Source organism: Pseudomonas maioricensis (genome assembly GCF_022790535.1).
Classification (GTDB): domain Bacteria; phylum Pseudomonadota; class Gammaproteobacteria; order Pseudomonadales; family Pseudomonadaceae; genus Aquipseudomonas; species Aquipseudomonas maioricensis.
Window position 1 is genome coordinate 111,697 of record NZ_LOHG01000008.1, and the last position, 26,299, is coordinate 137,995.

16 protein-coding genes are annotated in these 26,299 nt (G+C 57.8%); 11 read left to right on the forward strand and 5 right to left on the reverse strand.

Translation table 11 applies throughout. The annotated features are described in order from the left end of the window. The first annotated feature begins 201 nt into the window (after positions 1 to 201). From tpx to AUC61_RS14370, 7 genes are all read left to right on the forward strand, one after another. Positions 202 to 702, forward strand: a complete 501-nt coding sequence (gene tpx / locus AUC61_RS14340; protein ID WP_243246916.1) for a thiol peroxidase — start codon at positions 202 to 204, stop codon at positions 700 to 702. 158 nt (positions 703 to 860) lie between these two features. Continuing rightward, positions 861 to 2,171: an MdtA/MuxA family multidrug efflux RND transporter periplasmic adaptor subunit gene (locus tag AUC61_RS14345; RefSeq protein WP_243246917.1), complete on the forward strand. Its 1,311-nt coding sequence runs from the start codon at positions 861 to 863 to the stop codon at positions 2,169 to 2,171. Continuing rightward, positions 2,168 to 5,278, forward strand: coding sequence for an MdtB/MuxB family multidrug efflux RND transporter permease subunit (locus tag AUC61_RS14350; RefSeq protein WP_243246918.1), 3,111 nt, complete (start codon positions 2,168 to 2,170; stop codon positions 5,276 to 5,278). The genes AUC61_RS14345 and AUC61_RS14350 overlap by 4 nt, the downstream gene beginning before the upstream one ends. Then, positions 5,275 to 8,382, forward strand: a complete 3,108-nt coding sequence (locus tag AUC61_RS14355; RefSeq protein ID WP_243246919.1) for a multidrug efflux RND transporter permease subunit — start codon at positions 5,275 to 5,277, stop codon at positions 8,380 to 8,382. The genes AUC61_RS14350 and AUC61_RS14355 overlap by 4 nt, the downstream gene beginning before the upstream one ends. Next, entirely contained in the window at positions 8,379 to 9,857 is a 1,479-nt protein-coding gene (locus AUC61_RS14360; protein WP_243246920.1) for an efflux transporter outer membrane subunit, read from the forward strand. The genes AUC61_RS14355 and AUC61_RS14360 overlap by 4 nt, the downstream gene beginning before the upstream one ends. Before the next feature lie 303 nt (positions 9,858 to 10,160). Then, the gene (locus AUC61_RS14365) at positions 10,161 to 12,248 is read left to right on the forward strand and encodes a putative bifunctional diguanylate cyclase/phosphodiesterase (protein ID WP_243246921.1); all 2,088 of its coding nucleotides are present in this window, start codon (positions 10,161 to 10,163) and stop codon (positions 12,246 to 12,248) included. Between the two features lie 258 nt (positions 12,249 to 12,506). Further along, complete coding sequence (locus AUC61_RS14370) at positions 12,507 to 13,253, forward strand: SDR family oxidoreductase (protein WP_243246922.1); 747 nt, start codon at positions 12,507 to 12,509, stop codon at positions 13,251 to 13,253. A 5-nt stretch (positions 13,254 to 13,258) separates the two neighbouring features. Here the strand turns inward: AUC61_RS14370 and mapR are convergent, their stop codons facing one another. Together mapR and AUC61_RS14380 are read right to left on the reverse strand one after the other, a co-directional pair. Next, entirely contained in the window at positions 13,259 to 14,689 is a 1,431-nt protein-coding gene (gene mapR, locus AUC61_RS14375) for a GntR family transcriptional regulator MpaR (protein ID WP_243246923.1), read from the reverse strand. A gap of 152 nt (positions 14,690 to 14,841) precedes the next feature. Then, a complete protein-coding gene (locus AUC61_RS14380; protein WP_243246924.1) occupies positions 14,842 to 15,090 on the reverse strand; it encodes a DUF3203 family protein in 249 nt (82 codons plus the stop codon). Between the two features lie 258 nt (positions 15,091 to 15,348). Here AUC61_RS14380 and AUC61_RS14385 point away from each other — a divergent pair, with 258 nt between their 5' ends. Next, the gene (locus tag AUC61_RS14385; protein ID WP_243246925.1) at positions 15,349 to 15,879 is read left to right on the forward strand and encodes an MgtC/SapB family protein; all 531 of its coding nucleotides are present in this window, start codon (positions 15,349 to 15,351) and stop codon (positions 15,877 to 15,879) included. A gap of 12 nt (positions 15,880 to 15,891) precedes the next feature. On the opposite strand, the gene AUC61_RS14390 is transcribed toward AUC61_RS14385, so the two are convergent. After that, a complete protein-coding gene (locus tag AUC61_RS14390) occupies positions 15,892 to 16,068 on the reverse strand; it encodes a hypothetical protein (RefSeq protein WP_243246926.1) in 177 nt (58 codons plus the stop codon). 344 nt (positions 16,069 to 16,412) lie between these two features. Here AUC61_RS14390 and AUC61_RS14395 point away from each other — a divergent pair, with 344 nt between their 5' ends. From AUC61_RS14395 to glgB, 3 genes are read left to right on the forward strand one after another with little or no spacing between them, the layout of a single operon-like run. Continuing rightward, positions 16,413 to 18,440, forward strand: a complete 2,028-nt coding sequence (locus AUC61_RS14395; RefSeq protein ID WP_243246927.1) for an alpha-1,4-glucan--maltose-1-phosphate maltosyltransferase — start codon at positions 16,413 to 16,415, stop codon at positions 18,438 to 18,440. A 13-nt stretch (positions 18,441 to 18,453) separates the two neighbouring features. Continuing rightward, on the forward strand, positions 18,454 to 21,777 hold the full coding sequence (gene treS, locus AUC61_RS14400) for a maltose alpha-D-glucosyltransferase (protein WP_243246928.1): 3,324 nt from the start codon (positions 18,454 to 18,456) through the stop codon (positions 21,775 to 21,777). Continuing rightward, positions 21,777 to 24,008 (forward strand): 1,4-alpha-glucan branching protein GlgB, encoded by a 2,232-nt coding sequence (gene glgB, locus AUC61_RS14405; RefSeq protein ID WP_243246929.1) that lies wholly within the window; start codon positions 21,777 to 21,779, stop codon positions 24,006 to 24,008. The genes treS and glgB overlap by 1 nt, the downstream gene beginning before the upstream one ends. Before the next feature lie 190 nt (positions 24,009 to 24,198). Here glgB and AUC61_RS14410 read toward each other — a convergent pair whose 3' ends face one another. Beyond that, complete coding sequence (locus AUC61_RS14410) at positions 24,199 to 24,957, reverse strand: endonuclease/exonuclease/phosphatase family protein (RefSeq protein WP_243247077.1); 759 nt, start codon at positions 24,955 to 24,957, stop codon at positions 24,199 to 24,201. A gap of 105 nt (positions 24,958 to 25,062) precedes the next feature. Then, entirely contained in the window at positions 25,063 to 26,274 is a 1,212-nt protein-coding gene (locus tag AUC61_RS14415; RefSeq protein WP_243246930.1) for an MFS transporter, read from the reverse strand. Positions 26,275 to 26,299 lie beyond the last annotated feature (25 nt).

The following is a 26,299-nucleotide window of genomic DNA, read 5'->3' on the forward strand; positions in this document are numbered from 1 at the left end:
CTCCCACGGGGGACCGAATTGACCGGGCGACGCCGGTGTACTGAAATGCTATCCCTTGTGGGAGCGAGGCTTGCCCGCGATACAGGCGCTGCGGTGGATCAGTGGAACCGGGTCGAATTCATCACTCTGCACTCTAGGTCGATCAACACTTTCATGGTTAACTTCCGGGTCTAATCAACCCGTGGAAAAAGGATTCAGCTCATGGCTCAAGTGACTCGTAGAGGCAACCCTGTCCAAATCAATGGCGAACTGCCAAAGGTCGGCGCTGCAGCTCCGGCCTTCAAGCTGGTCGGCGCTGATCTTGCTGACGTGACCCTGGCCGACTTTTCCGGCAAGCGTAAAGTACTGAACATTTTCCCAAGCGTTGATACGCCTACGTGCGCCACCTCCGTGCGTAAGTTCAATGCCCAGGCCAACGACCTGAATAACGCAGTCGTTCTGTGCATCTCCGCAGACCTGCCATTCGCCCAAGCCCGCTTCTGTGGCGCTGAAGGTCTGGAAAATGTGAAAAACCTCTCCACCATGCGTGGCGGCGAGTTCAAAGAAAACTACGGCGTTGCCATCGCTGATGGGCCGATGGTAGGCCTGACCACTCGTGCCGTAGTCGTACTGGATGAGAATGACAAAGTGCTTTACAGCGAACTGGTTCCTGAAATTGGCCAGGAACCTGACTACGATGCTGCGTTGGCCGTACTGAAGTAACACCTCGCAATACTTGGACGGCCTGAATATGTTCAGGCCGTTTTCGTTTACGCTTCAGCTGTTTAACAAAAGTAAGGACTAGGTAAATTGCCGGTAAAGGCGCTTTGCTTGTCACGCATCTGTGCTTATTGTTCACCCTCCTGAAAGCCCCATCCGCAATGGTTGATTTATTCATGCAATTGTCTGGCCCCCGTAGTTCCCGTCGCTGGCTCCTCAGCCTGTTGGTCCTGTTGATTATCGTCGGCCTGTGCTGGTGGTTGTGGCCGACATCTGCGCCGAACAAAGAGGGCGCAAGCCGTAAGGCTGGAGGTGCGGCTCAAAGCGGCATTGCCCGACCAGGATTTGGTGGCTCAACCGTTGCTGTACCGGTACGGGTCGCGCCTGCGGTGTTGGGTGATTTCCCTATTTACTACAAGGCGCTGGGTACGGTGACTGCGATGAACACCATCAACGTGCGCAGCCGGGTCGCAGGGGAACTGGTCAAAATCAATTTTCAGGAAGGGCAGATGGTCAAGGCCGGAGACTTGCTGGCCGAGATCGACCCGCGCAGTTATCAGATTGCCTTGCAGCAGGCTGAGGGCACCCTGGCGACCAATCAGGCACTGTTGAAAAACGCGCAGCTGGACGTTCAGCGTTATCGCGGGCTGTACGCCGAAGACAGCATTGCAAAACAGACCCTGGACACCGCCGAATCGCTGGTCAACCAGTATCAGGGCACGATCAAGACCAATCAGGCGGCGGTCGGCGACGCGAAGCTCAACCTTGAATTCACCCGTATTCGTGCACCGATTGCCGGTCGCATCGGCCTCAAACAGCTGGACGTCGGCAATCTGGTCGCAGCCAACGACACGACTGCGCTGGTGATCATCACTCAAACCAAGCCTATTACCGTTGCGTTTACCTTGCCGGAGAAAGACCTGTCGGCAGTGATCGCACGTTATCGCAGCGGCGACAAACTGCCAGTGGAAGCCTGGGACCGTGGCGACGTAAAGCAACAGGCCAAGGGCGTGCTCGCCAGCCTGGATAACCAGATCGATGTCGCCACCGGGACGCTGAAGTTCAAGGCGCGCTTCGATAATCAGGACGAGGTGTTGTTCCCCAACCAGTTCGTCAATGTGCATCTGCTGGCCGACACGCTCAAACAGGCGGTACTGGTGCCAACGGCGGCTATCCAGTTTGGTACCAGTGGCACGTTCGTCTACGCCATGGACGGTGACAACAAGGTCAAGATCCGAGCCCTCAAAACCGGTGCCAACAATGAGCAACAGACCGTCGTCAGTGAGGGGTTGTCAGCCGGTGATCGCGTGGTGCTGGAAGGTACTGACCGTCTACGCGATGGCGCTGCGGTAGAAGTGGTCACCGACAGCAAGGATGTGCCGACTACGCCAGGTCAGCAGTTGCAGGGCAAACCGGGCAAGGGCAGTGATGAGTCGGCGTCTGTTGCCAAGGCGGAAAGTACGCGCGCATGAACATCTCCAGACTGTTCATCCTGCGGCCGGTCGCTACGACCCTGAGCATGCTTGCCATCGTTCTGGCCGGTTTGATCGCCTATAAATTGTTGCCGGTTTCTGCATTGCCGCAAGTCGATTACCCGACTATCCGGGTGATGACGTTGTACCCTGGCGCAAGTCCGCAAGTGATGACCAGTGCTGTAACCGCGCCACTTGAACGCCAGTTCGGGCAGATGCCGGGCCTGAGCCAGATGGCGTCCACCAGTTCCGGTGGCGCGTCGGTGATCACCTTGCGCTTCAGCCTGGACCTGAACATGGATGTGGCAGAGCAATCGGTGCAGGCTGCCATCAATGCCGCAACCAATCTTTTGCCGACGGATTTGCCCGCGCCGCCGGTTTACAACAAGGTCAACCCGGCAGATACCCCGGTCCTGACACTCGCTATCACCTCCAAAACCATGCTGTTGCCCAAGCTCAACGATCTGGTCGACACGCGCATGGCGCAGAAGATCTCCCAGATTAGCGGGGTCGGCATGGTCAGTATTGCCGGTGGTCAGCGTCAGGCGGTACGGATCAAGGTTAACCCCGACGCTCTCGCGGCCAACGGGTTGAACCTGTCAGATGTGCGCACGTTGATTGGTGCTTCCAACGTCAATCAGCCCAAGGGCAACTTCGATGGCCCGACCCGCGTGTCGATGCTCGATGCCAATGACCAGCTTAAATCGCCTGAGGAATACGCCAATCTGATTCTGGCCTACAGCAATGGTGCACCGCTGCGCCTGAAGGACGTGGCAGAAATCGTTGACGGCGCCGAGAACGAGCGTCTGGCGGCGTGGGCCAATGAAAACCAGGCGGTGCTGCTCAATATTCAGCGTCAGCCGGGTGCCAACGTCATTGAGGTGGTGGACCGGATCAAGGCGCTGCTCCCGAGCATTACCGATAACCTGCCAGCGGGGCTGGATGTCGTGGTCCTGACAGACCGCACCCAGACGATTCGTGCCTCGGTCAAAGACGTGCAGCACGAATTGCTGATTGCCATCGTGCTCGTCGTACTGGTTACCTTCCTGTTTCTACGTCGCTTCAGCGCCACGATCATTCCGTCGATTGCTGTGCCGCTGTCGCTTGTGGGCACTTTCGGTGTGATGTATCTGGCGGGGTTTTCGGTCAATAACCTGACCTTGATGGCGATGACAATTGCCACCGGGTTCGTGGTCGACGATGCCATCGTCATGCTGGAAAACATTTCCCGACATATCGAAGAGGGCGAGTCGCCTATGCAGGCGGCTCTCAAGGGCGCCAAGCAGATTGGTTTCACGCTGGTATCGCTGACCATCTCCCTGATTGCCGTATTGATCCCGCTGCTGTTCATGGCGGACGTAGTAGGGCGGTTGTTCCGCGAGTTTGCCATTACGCTGGCGGTCGCCATTCTGATATCGCTGGTGGTGTCGCTGACCCTGACGCCGATGATGTGTGCCCGTTTGCTGAAGCGCGAGCCGAGGGAAGAAGAACAAAGCCGTTTCTACCGGGCCAGTGGCGCCTGGCTGGACTGGTTGGTGGAGGCGTACGGCAACAAGCTGCGTTGGGTACTCAAGCATCAACCTCTCACGTTGCTGGTGGCCATCGGCACACTGGCATTGACCGTTTTCCTGTACATGGTCGTGCCCAAGGGCTTCTTTCCCGTGCAGGACACCGGCGTCATCCAGGGTATCTCCGAGGCACCGCAATCTGTGTCGTTCGCGGCAATGAGCGAGCGCCAGCAGTCCTTGGCGAAGATCATTCTGCAAGACCCCGACGTGGCAAGCCTTTCATCCTATATCGGTGTCGATGGCGACAACGCCACGCTCAACAGCGGTCGTCTGTTGATCAACCTCAAGACGCATGCCGAGCGCGATGTCACCGCGACCGAGATTATTCAGCGTCTGCAGCCGCAGTTGGACAAGTTGTCGGGTATCCGCCTGTTCCTGCAACCGGTGCAAGACCTGACCATCGAGGATCGGGTCAGTCGAACCCAGTATCAATTCAGCATGTCGTCGCCGGATGCCGAACTGCTCAGTCTGTGGAGCGGGCGCTTGGTCGATGCGTTGAGTAAACGTCCCGAACTGACCGATGTCGCCAGTGACTTGCAGGACAAAGGTCTGCAGGTCTACCTGAACATTGACCGGGATGCGGCAAGCCGTCTCGGGGTCACCGTGGCCAATATCACTGATGCGTTGTATGACGCGTTTGGGCAACGGCAGATTTCCACGATCTACACTCAGGCCAGCCAGTACCGGGTGGTGCTGCAAGCCGCGACGGCCAGCGAGTTGGGGCCGGAGGCGCTGGAGCAGATTCATGTCAAAACCACCGACGGCGCTCAGGTCAAACTGTCGAGTCTGGCGCATGTCGAACAGCGTCAGGCGCAACTGGCCATTGCGCACCTGGGGCAGTTTCCGGCGGTCATGATGTCCTTCAATCTGGCGTCCGATGTCGCTCTGGGCGCAGCTGTAGAAGTCATTCAACAGGTAGAGAAAGACATCGGCATGCCAATTGGTGTGCAAACTGAATTCCAGGGCGCGGCTCAGGCTTTCCAGGCATCTCTGTCCAGTACCTTGCTGCTGATTCTCGCAGCGATCGTGACCATGTACATCGTGCTGGGTGTGCTGTACGAGAGTTACATTCATCCGATCACTATTCTTTCGACATTGCCGTCAGCTGCGGTTGGGGCTTTGCTGGCCTTGCTGATCAGTGGCAATGATCTGGGCATGATCGCGATTATCGGCATCATCCTGCTGATCGGTATCGTCAAGAAGAACGCCATCATGATGATCGACTTTGCTTTGGATGCTGAGCGTAATCGAGGCGTTGATCCCGAAACAGCGATCTACGAGGCCGCATTGCTGCGTTTTCGGCCGATCCTCATGACCACCATGGCGGCGCTGTTCGGCGCGATACCGCTAATGCTGGCAAGTGGTTCCGGCGCTGAATTGCGCCAGCCATTGGGGCTGGTGATGGTTGGCGGCCTGATGCTGAGTCAGGTGCTGACGTTATTCACGACGCCCGTTATTTATCTCTATTTTGACCGGATGGGTCGCCGCTGGGGCCGCAAGCCGGATTCCAGCGCGCGTCTGGAGCAGGCTGACGCATGAACCTGTCCGGCCCTTTTATCCGCAGACCGGTAGCAACCATGCTGCTCAGTCTGGCGATCATGCTGCTGGGCGGCGTCAGCTTTGGGCTGCTGCCGGTGGCGCCGCTGCCGAATATGGATTTCCCGGTCATCGTGGTTTCTGCGAGTTTGCCGGGGGCCAGCCCGGAAATCATGGCCTCCAGTGTTGCCACGCCGCTGGAGCGCTCACTGGGTTCGATCGCCGGCATTAACACCATGAGCAGTCGATCAAGCCAGGGCTCCACACGGGTGATTCTGCAGTTCGACCTGGACCGCGATATCAACGGTGCGGCGCGAGAGGTGCAAGCGGCCATCAATGCGTCGCGCAATCTGCTGCCCAGCGGGATGCGCAGCATGCCGACCTACAAAAAGGTCAACCCGTCCCAGGCGCCAATCATGGTCTTATCGCTGACCTCCGAAGTGCTGGAGAAGGGCGAACTCTACGATATGGCGTCGACGATTCTCTCCCAAAGCCTGTCTCAGGTCAGTGGCGTGGGCGAGGTACAGATCGGTGGCAGTTCGCTGCCTGCGGTGCGAATCGAGCTTGAGCCACAGTTGCTGGATCAGTACGGCGTATCGCTGGATGAGGTGCGCACAGCGGTGAACGCCGCCAACGTCCGTCGTCCAAAGGGGGCGGTGGAAAACTCCAAGTACAACTGGCAGGTTCAGGCCAACGATCAACTGGAGAAAGCATCGGATTATGAGTCGCTGATCATTCGCTACCAGGACGGCGCAGCATTACGCCTCAAGGATGTCGCGAAGGTCAGCGACGGCGTGGAAAATCGCTACAACTCAGGCTTCTTCAACAAAAAGCCTGCAGTGCTGCTGGTGATCAACCGGCAGGCAGGCGCCAACATTATTGAAACCGTGGCGCAGATCAAGGCCCAACTGCCTGCTCTGGAGGCCGTGTTACCCGCCAGTGCCACGTTGAAGGTTGCGATGGATCGCTCGCCGGTGATCAAGGCCACGTTGCATGAGGCGGAGATGACGCTGTTGATCGCCGTCATTCTGGTGATCCTGGTGGTTTACCTGTTCCTCGGCAACTTCCGCGCATCGCTGATCCCGACACTGGCGGTCCCCGTTTCGTTGGTCGGCACCTTCGCGATCATGTACCTGTACGGATTTTCCCTGAACAACCTGTCGTTAATGGCGTTGATTCTTGCCACGGGGTTGGTAGTCGACGATGCGATCGTGGTGCTGGAAAACATTTCCCGGCATATCGACAAGGGGCTGGCCCCCTTGCAAGCAGCCTATCTGGGTGCCAAAGAGGTGGGCTTCACTCTGTTGGCCATGAACGTATCGCTGGTGGCAGTGTTCATCTCGATCCTGTTCATGGGCGGTCTGGTGGAAAGTCTGTTCCGCGAGTTCTCCATTACGCTTTCGGCATCGATCATTGTGTCGCTCGTCGTGTCGCTGACGCTGACCCCGATGCTCTGCGCGCGCTGGCTCAAACCTCACGTGCCGGGCAGCGAAAATGCTTTGCAGCGCTGGAGCAGCCGGGTCAATGATCGCATGGTGGCGGGTTACGACCGCAGTCTGGGTTGGGTGATGCGCCATCGGCGGCTGACGCTGCTCAGCTTGCTGGTGACGGTGGTGGTTAACGTGGCGTTGTACGTGGTGGTGCCCAAGACCTTCCTGCCCACCCAGGACACCGGGCAACTGATGGGCTTCGTAAGGGGCGATGACGGGCTGTCATTCACGGTCATGCAGCCGAAAATGGAAAAGTTTCGCGACGCTATTCTTGCCGACCCGGCGGTGGACACCGTGGCGGGTTTTATCGGTGGCAGCAACGGCACCAACAATGCGTTCATGCTGGTACGTCTGAAACCCGTCTCGGAGCGCAAGCTCACTGCCGAGCAGGTGGTGGAGCGCTTGCGCAAGGAAATGCCGAAGGTACCGGGCGGCCGCGTTTTCCTGTCGCCTGACCAGGATCTGCAATTGGGTGGCGGGCGCGAGCAGACGACTTCGGCCTATCAGTACATCCTGCAAAGCGGTGATCTGAATGCGCTGCGTGAGTGGTATCCCAAAGTGGTGGCGGCGCTCAAATCCCTTCCCGAGCTGACGGCTATCGATGCGCGCGAAGGGCGCGGCGCGCAGCAAGTCACGTTGCAGGTCGACCGAGATGCCGCCAAACGCCTGGGTATCGACATGGACATGGTCACAGCGGTGCTCAACAACGCTTATAGCCAGCGTCAGGTCTCGACGATTTATGACAGCCTCAACCAGTACAAGGTGGTGATGGAGGTCAATCCGAAGTTTGCTCAGGACCCGGCGACCCTTGAGCAGGTCCAGGTGATCACTGCGGACGGTAATCGAGTGCCTTTGTCGAGCATTGCCCGGTATGAGCGCAGCCTGGCAGATGACACGGTTTCCCATGACGGGCAGTTCGCTTCGGAAAATATTTCATTCGATCTGGCCGAAGGCTACAGCCTTGATCAGGCCACAGTGGCCATTGAGCGTGCGGTGGCAGAAGTGGGCTTGCCTTCGGACGTTATCGCCAAGATGGCCGGCACTGCCGATGCTTTTGCCGCCACCCAGAAAAGCCAGCCATGGATGATTCTCGGTGCTTTGCTGGCGGTGTATCTGGTGCTGGGTATCCTGTACGAAAGCTACATCCACCCGCTGACCATCCTGTCTACGCTGCCCTCCGCCGGGGTAGGGGCCTTGTTGAGCATCTATGTGCTGGGTTCGCAGTTCAGCCTGATTTCGCTACTGGGGCTGTTCCTGTTGATCGGGGTGGTGAAGAAAAACGCCATCATGATGATCGACCTGGCGCTGCAGCTGGAACGTGACAGTGGCATGAGCCCGGTCGAATCGATTCGCGCCGCGTGCCTGCAACGTCTGCGGCCTATCCTGATGACTACCATGGCGGCCATTCTCGGCGCCTTGCCGCTGCTGCTGAGCACGGCTGATGGCGCTGAAATGCGTCGTCCATTGGGTCTGTGCATCATAGGCGGGCTGGTCTTCAGCCAGGTCCTGACCCTTTACACCACCCCGGTGGTCTACCTCTATCTCGACCGTTTGCGCCACCGCTTCAACAACTGGCGTGGCGTGCGTACCGATGCTGCTTTGGAAACTCCGCTATGACCGCACAACAGAAGATCAACCGTCTGAAACACTGGCCTGGGCGCACGCTTTGCCTGGCGTTATCTGTTGCGCTGCTGAGTGCCTGTGCGGTGGGGCCGGATTATAAAAAGCCGCAGATGGCAACGCCCGCGCAGTTCAAGGGGGCAGAGGGCTGGACCCAGGCTTCGCCCAGCGATGCGATTGCCCGCGGCGCCTGGTGGGAAATTTACGGCGACACGCAACTGAACGGCCTGGTCGAGAAGCTCAACAGCTCCAACCAGACCGTGGCCCAGTACGAGGCACAGTATCGCCAGGCCAAGGCGCTGGTTCGCAGCTCTCGCGGGGCTTTCTTTCCGACGCTTGATTTCTCCGCTGGCAAGACCCGTTCAAGCCAGGGTACGGGCAGCAGCAGTTCGAGCCTGAGCAGTTCAAGCAGCGGCATTCGTGACACCTACAACACGCAACTGGGCGTCAGTTGGGAAGCCGATATCTGGGGCAAGCTGCGCCGTGGACTGGAGGCCGACACTGCCAGCGCCCAGGCAAGCCTCGCGGACCTTGCCGCCATGCAACTGAGCCTGCAATCGGAGTTGGTGCAGAACTACTTGCAGCTACGTGTCATCGACGAGCAAAAGCGCTTGCTTGAAGCCACTGTCGAGGCGTATCAGCGTTCGTTGACCCTGACCCAGAATCAATACCGCGCGGGTATTTCCGGGCGTGACTCCGTAGCGCAGGCGCAAACCCAGCTGAAAAGCACTCAGGCTGATCTGATCGATCTGGTCTGGCAGCGTGCGCAATTCGAGAACGCCATTGCCGTGCTCATGGGCCAGGCCCCGGCGGACTTTAATCTGGCCGCCAGCACGTCGATCCCCGCGCTGCCTGCAATTCCCTTGGAGTTACCGTCGCAGTTGCTTGAGCGCCGCCCGGATATTGCCGCGGCGGAGCGTTCGGTGATGGCAGCCAATGCCAATATCGGTATCGCCAAAGCGGCGTATTACCCGGACCTGACCTTGAGCATGAGCGGTGGTTACAGCAGCAGCACATTCTCCAACTGGGTCAGCCTGCCCAATCGTTTCTGGTCAGTGGGGCCGCAACTGGCGATGACGCTTTTCGACGGAGGTCAGCGTTCTGCGGAAGTAGATCGAACTGAAGCCGTTTACGACCAGACGGTGGCGCAGTACCGGCAGACGGTCCTGAGCGGTTTTCAGGAAGTGGAAAATTACCTGGTGCAGCTCAAAGTCTACGAAGACGAAGCCAGCGTGCGCGCCGAGGCGCTGGATGCCGCCCGTGAATCCCTGCGCCTGACCAGTAATCAGTACAAGGCTGGCCTGATCGGTTACCTGGACGTGGTCAACGTCCAGGCCACCGCCCTGAGTAACGAACGTAGTGTGCTGACCTTGCTGCAAAGCCGGCTGATTGCCAGCGTTCAGCTGATCGCCGCATTGGGTGGGGGCTGGGATGCTCAACGTGGCCTGGATATACAGGCGGGTAAGGATTGAAGGATCGACCCCGCGCAAGTGCTTAAAGAAGGCTTTGCTGAAAGCCTGTCTAAGTGAGCGCACTTTATTGTTGGAGCGAGGCTTGCCCGCGAAAAGACGATAATGAAGGCTATCTGGCTGACCTCGTCGTCTGATTCGCGGGCAAGCCTCGCTCCAACAAGAATCGGTTACGTTAAAAATTTCTAATTGATGGCAATCCGCCATATTTTCGACGAGTGACCGCCACAAGCTGTTGAACTCCCGGTAGAATCGCCTTTTTTGACTGGGCATGGATACGCTCATTTATCCAAGTCGCGGTCATCCATGCTGATTGGCAGTTACACCTCGTCGTTGGTTCTGGTTTCAATCTTCGTCGCCATCCTCGCTTCCTACACCGCGCTTGATCTGGCTGGCCGCATTGCGTCGTCCAAAGGACGGGTTGCTGCTCTGTGGATGGCTGGTGGTGCCTGTTCCATGGGCGTAGGCATCTGGTCCATGCACTTCATTGGCATGCTGGCTTTCGATCTGCCGATCGAGCTGGCTTTTGACCTGCCCATTACATCCCTTTCACTGCTGATCGCGGTTCTGTCGTCAGGGTTTGCCCTGTGGCTGGTCAGCCAGCCGCAATTGCCTTTGCCAGTGCTGGGCCTAGGGGCGTTGTTCATGGGGGCGGGCATCAGCGCCATGCATTACACCGGCATGGCATCGTTGCGCATGTATCCGGGCATTACCTATGACCCCGCGACAGTACTGGCCTCACTGGCCATAGCGATTGCCGCTTCGGCCGCTGCACTGTGGATTGCCTTTCGCTTGCGCCAACAGACGCCCCATGTACGCGTTGCCCGTGGCGCAGCAGCGGTGGTCATGGGCATGGCAATTGTCGGCATGCATTACACCGGCATGGCGGCGGCGAGTTTTTCTGAAGACAGCTACTGCGGTGCCCTCGCTGACGGTATTCACTTCACCGGCCTGTTCTCATTGGTGTTGGTCGCCACTCTGGCGGTATTGACCTTCACATTGCTGACATCAGTCCTCGACGCAAGGCTTGAGGCCAGGACCGCTGAGCTGTCCCAATCCCTTATTCAGGTCAACCGTGAGCTGATGCACATGGCCCAGCACGACACATTGACCGGGTTGCCGAACCGGGTGTTGCTGGCTGAACGAATCGAGCAGGCCATGCGGCGCGTTGACGCCAAAGGCGGTTGTTTTGCGCTCATGTTCATGGATCTGGATGGCTTCAAACCGGTCAACGATGCTTTTGGTCATCATGTTGGTGATCAGCTGCTGCGGGAAGTGGGGTTGCGTTTGCGAGCCAATCTGCACCGTCGCGATACCCTGGCGCGCATCGGTGGCGATGAGTTCGTGCTGCTGGTTGAAGTGGATGACATTCAGGACACGGCGTGCATCGCTGCCCGCCAGGTCAGTGTTATTGCCCAGCAGTTCCATATCGCAGGTGAATTGCTGCAAGTGTCGGTCAGCATCGGTATAGCGCTTTACCCGGGCTGCGGGCAGACCCAGGAGGAGTTGCTGATGAATGCCGATGCGGCGATGTACCACGCGAAGGCTGCCGGTAAAAACGGTTACAGCTTCTTTGATACCACCATGAATACCAATGCGCGCAATCAGTTGGAGCTGCTGCAAGAGCTGCGCATTGCCCTCAAGTACAAGCACTTTTGCCTGTTCTATCAACCCAAGTTTGACGCTGTCAGCGGCGAACCGGTGGGGGCGGAAGCGCTGTTGCGCTGGAATCATCCGCAGAAAGGTCTGTTGTTGCCTGACTCGTTTATCGGCCTCGCGGAAAAGACCGGCCTGATTGTCAGTATCGGTGAGTGGGTCCTGGACGAAGCCTGTCGCCAGATGCGTATCTGGGCTGACATGGGGTATGGCCATTGGCGTGTCGCGGTGAACCTGTCGACGCTGCAATTCTGTCACTCCAGTCTGGTCGACACGGTGGCCAGGTCGCTTGAGCGCCATGGTCTGCCAGCCAACAGCCTGACGCTGGAAATCACTGAGACCACGGCCATGAGTGACGCCGAGGCAAGTGTGGCGGTATTGCAGCAGTTGTCGGAAATGGGTGTGGATTTGTCCATTGATGATTTTGGCACCGGCTATTCGAGCCTGATGTACCTCAAACGACTGCCTGCCAACGAGCTCAAGATTGATCGCGGCTTCGTTCGCGATCTGGAGCATGACAGCGATGACGCAGCGATCATTTCAGCGATTGTCGCGGTCGGTCAGGCGCTGAACCTGCGGATTGTCGCCGAAGGGATCGAGACAGATCGTCAACAAAGTTTCCTGACACGCCTGGGCTGCGACTCGCTGCAAGGCTATCTGCTCGGCCATCCGCTCCCTGCGGAGCGCTTCATGGCTGACATTCACGCGGCTAGAGCCGCTACCGTATTGGCGGGCTAGACTGGTAACCTCGAACCGCTGCTAATACCGCGCTGTCGCGAAGAAAACATTGCATCTGTAGGAGCTGCCGAAGGCTGCGAAACATTAATCCTGACACACCGCGTTCGCAGCCTTCGGCAGCTCCTACAGATCCAATGTTAGCTGTGCCACAGTGCTGTGTCTGGAACATAGCGCTGCCTCTTACAGAGAATACAATTCGCTTCTGAACGTTGAACTCTTGTTAGATCAAAGTCATGCCCCGTTTTACAGGAGACATTTATGGATAAAGTTCTCATCATCACGGGCGGTTCCCGTGGTATTGGCGCAGCCACTGCGTTGCTTGCTGCTTCGCAGGGTTACCGAATCTGCATTAATTACCTCTCCGATCACCGCGCCGCAGAGGAAGTGTGTGAGCAGGTTCGTGCCCTGGGTGCCAGCGTGTTTGCCGTTCAGGCTGACGTCAGTAACGAAGATGAAATTATTCGTTTATTCGCCCGCGTCGATGCCGAACTCGGTCCGGTGACTCATCTGGTCAACAATGCCGCTACCGTCGCCCACGCTTCCCGTGTCGAGGAACTGACCGAGTTTCGTTTGCTGAAAATGATGATGACCAATGTGGTCGGTCCGATGCTCTGCAGCAAGCACGCGCTGATGCGCATGTCTCCACGCCATGGCGGTAAAGGTGGCAGCATCGTCAATGTGTCCTCGGTAGCATCGCGCCTCGGTTCACCTGGTGAATACGTTGACTACGCCGCTTCAAAGGGCGCGCTCGACACTTTCACGACGGGCCTGGCTCGCGAAGTGGCAGGCGAGGGTATCCGCGTCAATGCCGTTCGCCCGGGCTACATTTTTACTGACTTTCACGCCCTGAGCGGCGACCCGCACCGGGTCAGCAAGCTGGAATCCGGTATTCCCATGGGCCGTGGCGGCGTTGCCGAAGAAGTTGCCGAAGCCATCGTCTGGCTGCTGTCGGAGAAGGCTTCATATGCGACCGGCACGTTCATTGATCTGGGGGGCGGTCGCTGATTCGCTCAATTCGCAAGCATTGAGTGAATGATCCGTCCCAGGGTCTGCATCGCTTTGTCTGATGCGTCATTCCAGATACCGCCGTAATTCAGGCGGATGCAGTGGCGGAAGCGCCGGGTGGGAGAAAAGATCGGCCCTGGCGCGATGCTGATGCCTTGAGCCAGCGCCGTTTTGAAAACCTGCAGTGAGTCGACTTGCTCCGGGAGTTCCAGCCACAGGAAATAGCCGCCCGTGGGCTGGCTGACCCTGGTTTGCGCAGGAAAATAACGCCCTATGGCGCCGAGCATCGCCCGCTGCTGATCCTCAAGGGCATAACGCAGTTTGCGTAGATGCCGGTCGTAGCCGCCGTGCTGTAAATAGTCGGCAATCGCCGCCTGAGCAGGCATCGATGCGCAGAGCGATGTCATCAGCTTCAGCCGCTCGATTTTTTGCGCGTAGCGTCCTGCCGCTACCCAGCCAATTCGATAACCGGGGGCCAGGCTCTTGGCGAAGGACCCGCAGTGCATGACCAGCCCTTGAGTGTCGAAGGCCTTGGCCGGTTTAGGCGCATGGGGGCCGTAATACAGTTCTGCGTAGACATCATCTTCAATCAGCGGGACTTGGTGCTCTGCGAGCAAGGCCACCAGTGCTTGTTTGCGTGCCTCAGGCACCAGTGCGCCAGTCGGATTCTGAAAACTGGTCATGCACCAGCACGCCTTGATGGGATGGCGTTCCAGCGTTTGCGCAAGGATGTCCAGATCAATACCGTCCCGGGGATGTACCGGGATTTCCACGGCCTTGAGTTTGAGGCGTTCCAGCACCTGCAGGCAGGCATAAAAGGCGGGCGCTTCGATGGCGACAAGATCGCCAGGCTGTGTGACGGCCTGCAAGCAAAGATTCAGCGCCTCCAGAGCGCCGTTGGTGATCAGCAGCTCTTCCATGGGCAACACCAGACCACCGACCATGTAGCGCAGGGCGATTTGCCGACGTAACTGTGGGTATCCCGGTGACATATCAGTCACCACGACGCGTGGGTCCATGTCCCGGCTGGCGCTGGCAAGTGAGCGAGACAGACGTTGCATGGGGAACAACATCGGGCTGGGGAATGCTGAGCCGAAGGGCACGGTGTTAGGGTCTTTGATGGAACCCAGCACCGAAAACACCAGTTCGCTGACATCGACTTCAGTGGACTCGCCGACATGAGCCTCAATGAGCGGTTCGCTGAATGCGACGCCTGACTGATCAAGTGCCTTGGCGTTGACGAAATAACCGGAGCGGGGCCGGGCACGGATCAGCCCGCGGCGTTCTAGCAGGTAATAAGCCTGGAACACCGTAGATGGGCTGATACCGTGAGTCTGACTCGCATAACGGACTGACGGCACGCGCTGCCCTGGCGCCAGCACGCCGGTCCGGATCAGTTCGGCGATGTTATCGGCATACTTTTCGTAACGCTTCATGACGTCTCGCGGGCTATGTTCGATCATGTCGGACGCTCATCTGAATCACGGGGCAGTGAACAACAGGGTGAGCGACGCGACGTGTTGAAAACAGGGCCAGCTTAACGATTAAAGACCGGATCAGATACCGTCAGACACTCGTATTTACGGGTTCAAATGACGGTCTGTGAATCCTCGTCGTCACGGTCCACCGTGTGATGCCGCAGATCTCGCGCCTTGTAGATGGTTAGCGCATCGGCTTCCGCTTCAGTAATGGGCACCTTGATGCCATCGATCTCTGCTTCGGACATGTGGGTTGCATCGTTGGTAGTGATCGAAACTTCAGCAGTAGGGCTGCTGTAGCGCACGCCGTCGATCTCGGCCGAACAGTGCGCGTAGGTTGCATCGAATTGCAGAGGCATGGTGATCTCCTTTCACTGGGGCTGCTTGATTTACGACCGTGCGGACAATGGAGTGTTAGCCCGCACTCTTGCCGTCCGTCGCTGTCCATTGGCTGCGATGCTTTTGTAGGAGCTGCCGGAGGCTGCGCAGCATTGATCCGTACACATCGCGATCGCAGCCTTCGGCAGCGCCTACAGGTCCAATGTTTTGCCTCACGACTGTATCTCGCACCCCGTAGTGATCTCGTAACCCCTCAAGACATTTTTCAAGGAGCAACAATGAATGCATGGTGGCAAGAAGTCTGGGTAGCGCTTCAAGCGGAATTTTCCGATATCACCGATGCCACCCAGCTGACGCAGGTCACGGTCAGGCTTACGCTCGCCGCGGTGCTTGGCGGAATTCTGGGGTTTGAGCGTGAGCATAAGGGCAAGGCGGCAGGCGTTCGCACTCATATGCTGGTAGCAATGGGCGCGGCATTATTCGTACTGGCACCGCGGATGGCCGGAGCTGATGACGCTGCGTTGAGTCGGGTTACTCAGGGAATTGTTGCCGGTATTGGTTTTCTCGGCGCCGGGACAATTCTCAAGGATCGCGCGCAGAGGACCGATCAGGTCAAAGGCCTGACGACTTCTGCCGGGCTCTGGATGACCGCCGCGATCGGAATCGCGGCGGGTATGGGGCGGGAGGCCACGGCGTTGTTGAGTACTGTGCTCGCGCTGGGAATTCTGAGTCTGATGCCGATAGTGATCGGCAAAATAGACCCCGCTGAAGAGAACCCCGATAAAAAGGACGGCTCGGAAAAGCCCTGACGCAATAAGCGCCTATTCGGGAAAGTCCTGGCCCAGGATAGCGGGCGGTTCTTCTGGCGGCGGATCACCTACCGGGGTAGGGATGACCGGGGGCATAGTCGGCGGAGGGTCCTGCTCAGGTTTGGGTACCGGCAGTGCCGGGTCATCAATCATCGGATCGGGCGTTTCTGGCGGAATAGGGATGTTCATTGGCGTCACCTCTACGTGCTGGATGGCATAGGGCAAATGCGGTCGCAAAATGACATTTTTCTGGCCACGCCTGTTTCGACCACATGCTTTCGCGGATGGCTCACTCAATCGACAAGCGAACGACCAATCTGCGTCTAAGCTGACAGTCGTCTTGTGCTGCCTGACTGCAAACCTCTTTGAACTTTTCCCGTCCGTGACTGCTCGGAAACCAGTAGGCCGGATTCAGTCTCTCGACTGTGGCCGCCAGAAAATTCTTGCTCAGGTTGCCAGCGGTACGGCGGCCTGACCATCTTCATGCATGGATTGCACAGGAGCGTCCCCAGGGGCGTGAGGAGTGATGCTCGATGAATGTGACCGCTGATCAACCGTACGGCCCGGATTCCTTGGCCAGTGATGTACCACACCCGACTCGACCCCTACCTTTGACCCAAGCCTTGCAACTGCCGCGCATTGTGATTGAAGACACGACGCCGGTTATTGAAGGTGGGCTTTTTGCTGTCAAAGGGATCATTGGCCAGCCCGTCACGGTAACCAGCAAGGTATTTGCTGACGGTCACGACAAACTGGCTGTGCAGATTCGCTGGCGTTCGGCTACCGAAGACACCTGGCACAGCGCGCCCATGCAGGATCTGGGCAATGACAGCTGGGTTGGCGAATTCACGCCGACTGCTGTGAGTCGATATATCTTCCGGCTTGAAGCCTGGATCGACCAGTTCGCCAGTTATCGCTATGAGCTTGAGAAGAAGTTTGGCGCAGGCGTGTCCATCGAGTTGGAGTTGACCGAAGGCCGCATTCATCTGGAACATGCTGCAGAACGCAGTTCCGGTGAGCTAAAGGCGCAGATACTCCGTGTTCTGGGTGAGCTGGAGCGCGCAGAGCCCGAGGCAAGAGTGGCGCAGTTGCTGAACAGCGAAACGTCGGCCTTGATGAGTCAGGCTGACAATCACGCGTTTCTGAGCCGCAGCGTCGAGTTCCCGCTGGATGTGGAGCGCGAGCTCGCGCAATTTGCCAGTTGGTATGAATTGTTCCCTCGCTCGATCACCGATGATCCGAATCGACACGGCACCTTCAGGGACGTGCATTCCCGGTTACCAATGATCCGTGACATGGGTTTTGACGTGCTGTATTTCCCGCCGATCCACCCCATTGGACGTGCACATCGTAAAGGTCCGAACAACTCCCTGACGGCAGGCCCGGATGACCCGGGCAGCCCGTACGCTATTGGCAGTGAGGACGGCGGCCACGAAGCGATTCACCCGCAGTTGGGCAGCCGCGAAGATTTCCGCAATCTGGTAGCGGCAGCCGCCGACCACGGCTTGGAGATCGCTCTGGATTTCGCCATTCAGTGTTCTCAGGATCACCCTTGGCTCAAGGAGCATCCGGGCTGGTTCACCTGGCGTCCTGACGGCACGATCCGTTACGCGGAGAACCCGCCAAAGAAATATCAGGACATCGTCAACGTCGACTTCTACGCACCCGATGCAGTACCCGGGCTGTGGCTGGAGTTGCGGGATGTGGTGCTGGGTTGGGTCGAAGAGGGGGTGAAGATCTTCCGGGTGGACAACCCGCACACCAAACCGCTGCCGTTCTGGCAGTGGATGATTGATGACATTCGCAGCCAGCACCCGGACGTGATGTTTCTTGCAGAGGCGTTCACCAAGCCAGCGATGATGGCGCGGTTGGGCAAGGTTGGTTACTCCCAGAGCTACACCTATTTCACCTGGCGTAACACCAAGGCCGAGTTGTCCGAATATTTCACTCAGCTTAATGAAGCGCCTTGGCGCGACTGTTACCGGCCAAATTTCTTTGTTAATACGCCGGACATCAATCCGCACTTTTTGCATGAGTCCGGACGTGCCGGATTTTTGATCCGGGCAGCGCTTGCAACCATGGGTTCTGGCCTCTGGGGTATGTATTCCGGCTTTGAGTTGTGTGAGTCGGCGCCCGTGCCAGGCAAGGAAGAATACCTGGATTCCGAGAAGTATGAGATCCGTCCTCGGGACTACACGGCGCCAGGCAATATCATTGCCGAGATTGCCCAGCTCAATCGCATCCGGCGTCAGAATCCGGCGTTGCAGACGCACCTGGGCCTGAAGCTTTATACGGTCTGGAATGACAACATTCTGTACTTCGGCAAGCGCAGCGCCGATGGCAGCAACTTCATTCTGGTTGCCGTCAGCCTTGATCCATTCAATGCGCAGGAAGCGCATTTCGAGTTGCCTTTGTGGGAGATGGGTTTGCCAGATGATGCAGCGACTTCCGGTGAAGATTTGATGACCGGACACCGCTGGACCTGGTACGGGAAAAACCAGTTCATGCGTATCGATCCTTCGTATCAGCCTTTCGGCATCTGGCGTATCCAGTCCAACTAACAGGGAATGAGCTATGGCGAAGAAACCCAAGAGCGCGGCCTTCATCAAGGACCCGCTCTGGTACAAGGATGCGGTGATTTATCAGGTCCACGTAAAGTCTTTTTATGACTCTAATAACGATGGGATCGGTGATTTTCCGGGCTTGATCTCCAAGCTCGACTACATCGCCGAACTGGGCGTGAATACCATCTGGTTATTGCCGTTCTACCCGTCCCCGCGCCGCGATGACGGCTATGACATCGCTGACTATCGCGGTGTCCACAGCGACTACGGCACCATGGCGGATGCCAAAAAGTTTATTGCCGAGGCGCATAAACGCGGGCTGCGAGTGATCACTGAGCTGGTCATCAACCACACCTCGGATCAGCACCCCTGGTTTCAAAAGGCGCGTACCGCCAAGAAGGGCTCCAAGGCCCGTGATTTCTACGTCTGGTCCGACACCAACGACAAGTACGACGGCACCCGGATCATTTTTCTCGATACCGAGACATCCAACTGGACCTGGGATCCGGTCGCCGGGCAGTACTTCTGGCATCGTTTCTATTCGCACCAGCCGGATTTGAATTTCGATAATCCGCAGGTCATGAAAGCGGTGCTCGAAGTCATGCGCTACTGGTTGGACATGGGGATCGATGGCCTGCGTCTGGATGCCATTCCGTATTTGATCGAGCGCGACGGCACCAACAACGAAAACCTGCCCGAGACCCATGCGGTGCTCAAGCAGATCCGTGCTGAAATCGACGCCAATTACCCGGATCGCATGCTGCTGGCAGAGGCCAATCAGTGGCCGGAAGATACCCAGCTGTACTTCGGTGATACCAAGGGTGATGACGGTGATGAATGCCATATGGCGTTTCACTTTCCACTGATGCCGCGCATGTACATGGCGCTGGCTCAGGAGGATCGTTTCCCGATTACCGATATCCTGCGCCAGACGCCGGAAATTCCGGCCAACTGCCAGTGGGCGATTTTCCTGCGTAACCACGATGAGCTGACGCTTGAAATGGTCACTGACCGTGAGCGTGATTACCTGTGGAACTACTACGCAGCAGACCGTAGGGCACGCATCAACCTGGGTATTCGTCGCCGTCTGGCTCCGCTGATGGAGCGAGATCGTCGACGTGTCGAGTTGCTCAACAGCATGCTTTTGTCGATGCCAGGTACGCCCACGTTGTACTACGGCGACGAGATCGGCATGGGCGATAACATCTATCTGGGCGACCGTGATGGGGTCCGCACGCCGATGCAGTGGTCCATCGACCGTAACGGCGGATTCTCGCGCGCTGATCCGGCCAGCCTGGTATTGCCGCCTATCATGGACCCGCTGTACGGCTTTCAGTCGGTCAATGTCGAGACCCAGAACAACGACCCGCATTCGCTGCTTAACTGGAACCGGCGCATGTTGGCGGTGCGCAAACAACAGAAGGCCTTTGGTCGTGGCGTGCTGAAAATGCTGTCGCCGAGTAATCGCCGGATCCTGGCCTATACCCGTGAATACACCGGGCCGGATGGCAAGACCGAGATCATTTTGTGTGTCGCCAATATGTCCAGCGCCTCGCAGGCCGCCGAACTGGAGCTTTCAGCCTATGCCGGCACGGTCCCGGTTGAAATGCTCGGAGGCAGCGCTTTCCCACCGATTGGCCAACTGACGTATCTGTTGACCTTACCGCCTTATGGCTTTTATTGGTTCTTGCTCGCCGCAGAAAACCAGATGCCGAGCTGGCATGTGGAGCCTGCGCAAAGCATGCCGGACTTCCCGACCATGGTCCTGAAAAAACGCCTCGAAGAATTGCTCGAAGAGCCCTTGCGCACAGTGATGGAACAGAATTCGCTGGCGCTCTATCTGCCGAAGCGCCGCTGGTTTGCCGCCAAGGACAAAACCATCGACAAAGTGCATATCGCCTACGCCGTGCGTTTTGGCGACGCCGCGCATCCGGTTCTGCTCAGCGAAATCGAAGTCACGGCGGGCGATCATCACGCACGCTACCAACTGCCGTTTGGCATGCTCGCTGAGGATGACATCAGCAGCGCCTTGCCACAGCAACTGGCTTTGGCCCGCGTACGCCGGGGCCGTCAGGTAGGGTTGGTCACAGACGCTTTCACTCTGGAAACTTTTATTCGCGCGGTGGTACACGGCATGCAAGTGCAAACCGTGCTCCCTAGCAGTGAAGGGGAGTTGCGTTTCGAGCACACTTCGCAACTTCAACCGCTGGGTTTGAGTAATGAGTCGGAAGTGCGCTACCTGTCTGCTGAGCAGTCCAATAGCTCGGTGGTGGTAGGTAGCAGCCTGGTGCTGAAGATGATTCGCCGGGTCAATCCGGGCATTCATCCGGAACTGGAAATGGGCGCTTATCTGACCAATGCCGGTTACCAGTACATCTCGCCGCTGCTGGGTTCAGTTGTACGTGTCGGCAATGACGGCCAGCATCATTTGCTGATGATTGCCCAGGGGTATCTGAGTAATCAGGGCGATGCGTGGGAGTGGACTCAGAACAATCTGGAACGTGCAGTGCGTGACGAGATGTCTCACAGTGTTTCCGGCCAGGAACAGCATTACAACGCCTTGCTGGAATTGAAGGATTTCGCCGGTAATCTGGGGCTTCGTCTGGGGGAAATGCACCAGGTGCTGGCGGCTTCAACTGACAATCCGGATTTTGCGGTTGAGGTCACCAGCGTCAAAGACAGCCAGGCTTCCGGCAAAAGCGTCGTTGCACAAATGGAGCACGCGCTGCAATTGCTGGAGCAGAACAAAGGTGCACTGGAACCTGTTGATCAGCAGTTGGTCAGTGATTTGCTGACCAACCGCAAGAAAGTTCTGGCGCATGTGCAAGCATTGGCCAAACGCTCGGTGGGAGGTCTGCGTATCAGGGTTCACGGCGACCTGCACCTTGGCCAGGTATTGGTGGTCAAGGGCGATGCTTACCTGATCGACTTTGAAGGCGAGCCCGCGCGTTCGGTGCAGGAGCGCCGCGCCAAGTACAGCCCGTTCAAGGACGTCAGTGGTGTGTTGCGATCATTCGATTACGCGGCGGCCATGGCAGTACGCAGTGCGCAAAGTGTCGATACATCGCCGGAAGCCGGTGCAGCGCGTCGGCGAGTTGCTGAAACTTATTTGAACCAGGCGCGTGAAGCCTTCATCGAAGGTTATCGTTCGGCAACTGCCGGATTGGCCCACGCCTGGAAAGACGCCAAGGGTGAGGCCGCAGCGCTTGAGCTGTTCACCCTGGAAAAAACTGCTTATGAAGTGGTCTACGAAGCTGAAAACCGCCCGGCCTGGTTGTCCGTGCCGTTGCAAGGTTTGCGTGGGTTGCTCAATCTGTCTGATGGAGAGTCTTGATGAATGCGCCTGACGAAACCGGCGCGGGCCCGCGACTGATGCCCGCAGCTGTAGACATGGATGCATTGATCCGTGCTGAACACCGTGATCCCTTCTCGATACTGGGTCCCCATGGCGATGGGGCCAATGGTCAGATCATTCGTGCTTACCTGCCCGATGCGCTGAGCGTAACGGTGTTGGCGCGCGAAGGAGGACATGAGCTGGGCGCGCTGGAAATGAGCGCAGTCCCAGGTTTCTTTATTGGGCGTTTTGCTCAGGTTCAACCTTATCTGTTGAAGATAAACTGGGCCGGTGGCGAGCAAATCACCGAAGACCCCTACAGTTTTGGCCCGCTGCTGGGCGAGATGGACCTCTACCTGTTTGCCGAAGGTAACCATCGCGATCTGAGCAGTTGCCTGGGTGCCCAATTGACCACCGTGGAAGGTATTCAGGGGGTGCGCTTTGCTGTCTGGGCACCCAATGCCCGACGCGTCTCGGTGGTTGGTAGTTTCAATAATTGGGATGGACGTCGTCATCCGATGCGCCTGCGCCATCCTACCGGAGTCTGGGAAGTGTTCGTCCCGCGCCTGCAGCCAGGTGAGCTGTACAAGTTCGAGATTCTGGGCGCGCACGGGATTCTGCCGCTCAAGTCCGACCCGATGGCATTGGCGACGACGTTGCCACCGGACACCGCGTCGAAAGTCTCTGCTCCGCTGCAATTTGAATGGCACGACAACGATTGGCTGCAATCGCGCGGTGATCGTCATGCGGCCAATGCGCCGCTGTCGATCTATGAGCTGCATGCTGGCTCATGGCAGATGGAACAGAACGATGAAGGGCAGTGGCGTCAGTACAACTGGCGTGAGCTGGCTGATCGTTTGATCCCTTATGTGAAAGAACTGGGGTTCACCCATATCGAGCTGATGCCGATCATGGAACACCCGTTTGGCGGATCGTGGGGCTATCAGCTTCTCGCCCAATTCGCACCGACTGCACGTTATGGTTCACCGGAAGATTTCGCCGCGTTCGTCAACGCGTGCCACCAGGCAGAAATCGGCGTGATTCTGGACTGGGTGCCTGCGCACTTTCCTACCGATACCCACGGACTGGCACAGTTCGATGGCACCGCCCTGTACGAATACGCCAACCCCCAGGAAGGCTTTCATCAGGACTGGGACACGTTGATCTACAACCTCGGGCGCACCGAAGTACACGGTTTCATGCTGGCTTCGGCTCTGCACTGGCTCAAGCATTACCATATCGACGGCCTGCGAGTGGACGCTGTGGCATCGATGCTTTATCGCGATTATTCGCGGAAAGCCGGTGAGTGGGTGCCCAACCGTTTTGGTGGTCGTGAGAACCTTGAGGCAATCGACTTTTTGCGCCACCTCAACGATGTCGTCGCTCTGGAAGCGCCGGGTACACTGGTGATCGCCGAAGAGTCTACCGCCTGGCCTGGCGTCAGCCAGAGCACGCAACAGGGAGGTCTGGGCTTTGCTTATAAGTGGAACATGGGCTGGATGCACGACACGCTGCACTACATGCAGCAGGACCCGGTGCATCGGGCGCACCATCACGGCGAGCTGAGTTTCGGTCTGATGTACGCCTGGTCCGAAAAATTCATCCTGCCGATTTCTCACGACGAAGTGGTTCATGGCAAGCATTCGCTGATCGACAAAATGCCCGGTGATCGCTGGCAGAAGTTTGCCAACTTGCGGGCTTATCTGACGTTCATGTGGACTCATCCCGGCAAGAAACTATTGTTCATGGGCTGTGAGTTTGGGCAATGGCGTGAATGGAACCATGATGAGCAACTGGACTGGTACCTGTTGCAATACGCCGAGCACATCGGAGTGAAAAAACTGGTGAGCGACCTTAACCGGGTCTATCGCGAAGAAAAAGCACTGCACGAGCGCGACACCGAGCCGATGGGCTTCCAGTGGCTGATCGGCGACGACGCCGCCAACAGCGTGTTCGCCTACATGCGCTGGAGTAAGGAGGGCGAACCTTTGCTGGTGGTTGCCAACCTCACGCCGGTACCGCGCGAGGCTTATCGCGTGGGTGTGCCTTATGGCGGTAACTGGGTCGAGTTGCTTAACAGCGACGCAGAAATGTACGCAGGTTCAAACCTGGGCAATGGCGGCGGTGTGCATGCTGACGAGATCAAGAGCCATGGTCAGCCTGTATCTCTGTCGTTGAACCTGCCACCGCTGGCGGTGTTGATTCTCAAGCCGAGGGCGAGTGAGGGCTAATCGCTTAATCTGAAAAACCGCGCTGCATTTATCGCGGGCAAGCACCGCTCCCATAGATGGACCTCGATCACCTGTGGGAGCGGTGCTTGCCCGCGAATCAGTCGATGCAGTATTTTCAGATACTCAGCGTTATCTTTCGTCGCCGCGTCGGAATGCGACCGGATCAGGCCTCACTTCAACAGACCTGTAATTACAGATGCACTTCAACCGCTAAGGGAAGGTGGTCCGAGAGGTGCGTCCACGGCTTGTTACCCAGAATTCGCGGTTCATGGCTGGTGGCGTTACGCAGGTAAACCCGGTCCAGACGCAGCATCGGGAAGCGCGCAGGATAGGATTTGGCGAGCGCGCCGTGATGGCGCTCGAACACCTCGTGTAAATACTCACAACGGGCCAGGCGTTTGTTGCCGCGCAACTGCCAGTCGTTAAAATCCCCCGCGATGATTACCGGTGCATGGCTGGGCAGAGAGTCCAGCAGCTTGCAGAGTAAATCCAGTTGTAGCTGACGATGACTTTCCAGCAGGCTCAGGTGTACGCAGATGGCGTGGACTTCATCATGGCCAGGCACTTGTAGAACACAATGCAGCAGGCCGCGACGCTCGGGTCCGGTGATCGAAATATCCAGATTACGATGTTGCAGAATCGGGTATTTGGACAGTATCGCGTTGCCGTGGTGACCGTCGGGATATACCGCATTGCGACCGTAGGCGAAGTCACTCCACATACTGTCGGCGAGAAATTCGTAGTGAGAGGTTTCCGGCCAGTCAGCGTGTCGGGACGCGTGCCGTTCATGGCTGCCCAATACTTCCTGAAGGAAGACCAGGTCGGCGCTGGTGCTGCGAACGGCCTCGCGCAGCTCGGGCAAAATGAAACGGCGATTGAGCGCGGTAAAGCCTTTGTGGGTATTCACCGTCAGCACGCGCAAGCGATGAATATCAGGGATATCACTCATGTCCACTACGTCGGCATTAACGCCAGCTGGATCAGGGGGCACGCGGATGCTCCTATAAACGGGTATGTAGATCGGACTGGCACGTGATGCACCAGTTCATCTTTTTTATGCCCCGCTGACCTGGGCCTTCGCACGGCGAGACAGCAGCACCGTGAGGCCCAGTCCGCCAATCGACAGCAGCGAAGCAAAGAAGAAAATCCACGAATAGCCCAACCCCAATGCGATTGCGCCCATGATGGGTCCGGCAATCGCCAGCGCCAGATCGAAGAACACTGCGTAAGCACTCAAGCCAGCACTGCGACTACTGGACGGCACTTGCTTGATCGCTTCGACACCCAGCGCTGGATACACCAGTGACAATCCAAGGCCAGTCAGGCCCGCGCCGGTGAGTGCAAAGGCGGTATTGGGCGAAATCCACAGCAACACCAGCCCCAGCGTTTCCACTGCCATGCACAGAATGGCTGAGGTAAAGCCGCCCAGCCGATTGATCGCGCCGATGAACAAAAGCCGTGCGGCAATAAAACATACGCCAAAGACACTCAGGCACCAGGCTGCACCTTCCCAGCCGCGGCTGACGTAGAACAGGGTGATGAAGGTGGTCATGGTTCCGTAGCCGATCGACGCGAGGGTCAGGCTCAGGCCGTAAGGTGCAATGCGCCCAAACACCGACCAGAAGGGCAGGCGCTCGCCCTTGATCACCGGCGGTGCCGTTTGTTTACGGATGACCAGCAATGACAGGGAGGCCATCACCGTCAGCGCGATACCCAGGGTGAAGAAGCCCAGCTCATGACTCATCAGGTAGCCCAGCGGCGCGCCGATGGCGATTGCACCGTAGGAGGCGATACCGTTCCAGGAAATCGCCCGGGCCGTGTGCTCCGGTCCCACCTTGCCGATGCACCAACTGATGCTGCCCACGCCGATCAGGCCTTGCGAGACGCCCAGGAACAGCCGGGAAACGATGAGGATGGTCAGGCTGACTTCGGGCAGGTGTTCGAGCAGCGCTGCGGCCAGGGTCAACACGCCGCTGATCGCGATACCGGACATTCCGTACACCACGGCGAGCTTGGTGCCGATGGTGTCGCAGATCTTGCCTGCCGTTGGGCGGCTGAGCAGGGTGGCCAGGTATTGGGAGCCGATCACAAGGCCCGCGACTACTGCGCTGAAGCCTAGCTGGTCATGCACATAACCGGGCAACACCGCGATTGGCAAGCCGATACAGAGGAAGGCAACGAAGGTGTAGAAAACCACGGAAACGATCTGCAGGGTGATCGTCATGGAGCTGGGCTGTGCAACGGGCGGCGGGGTGGCAACAGACATGGGGCTCTTTCGCTGGCAGGCGGTA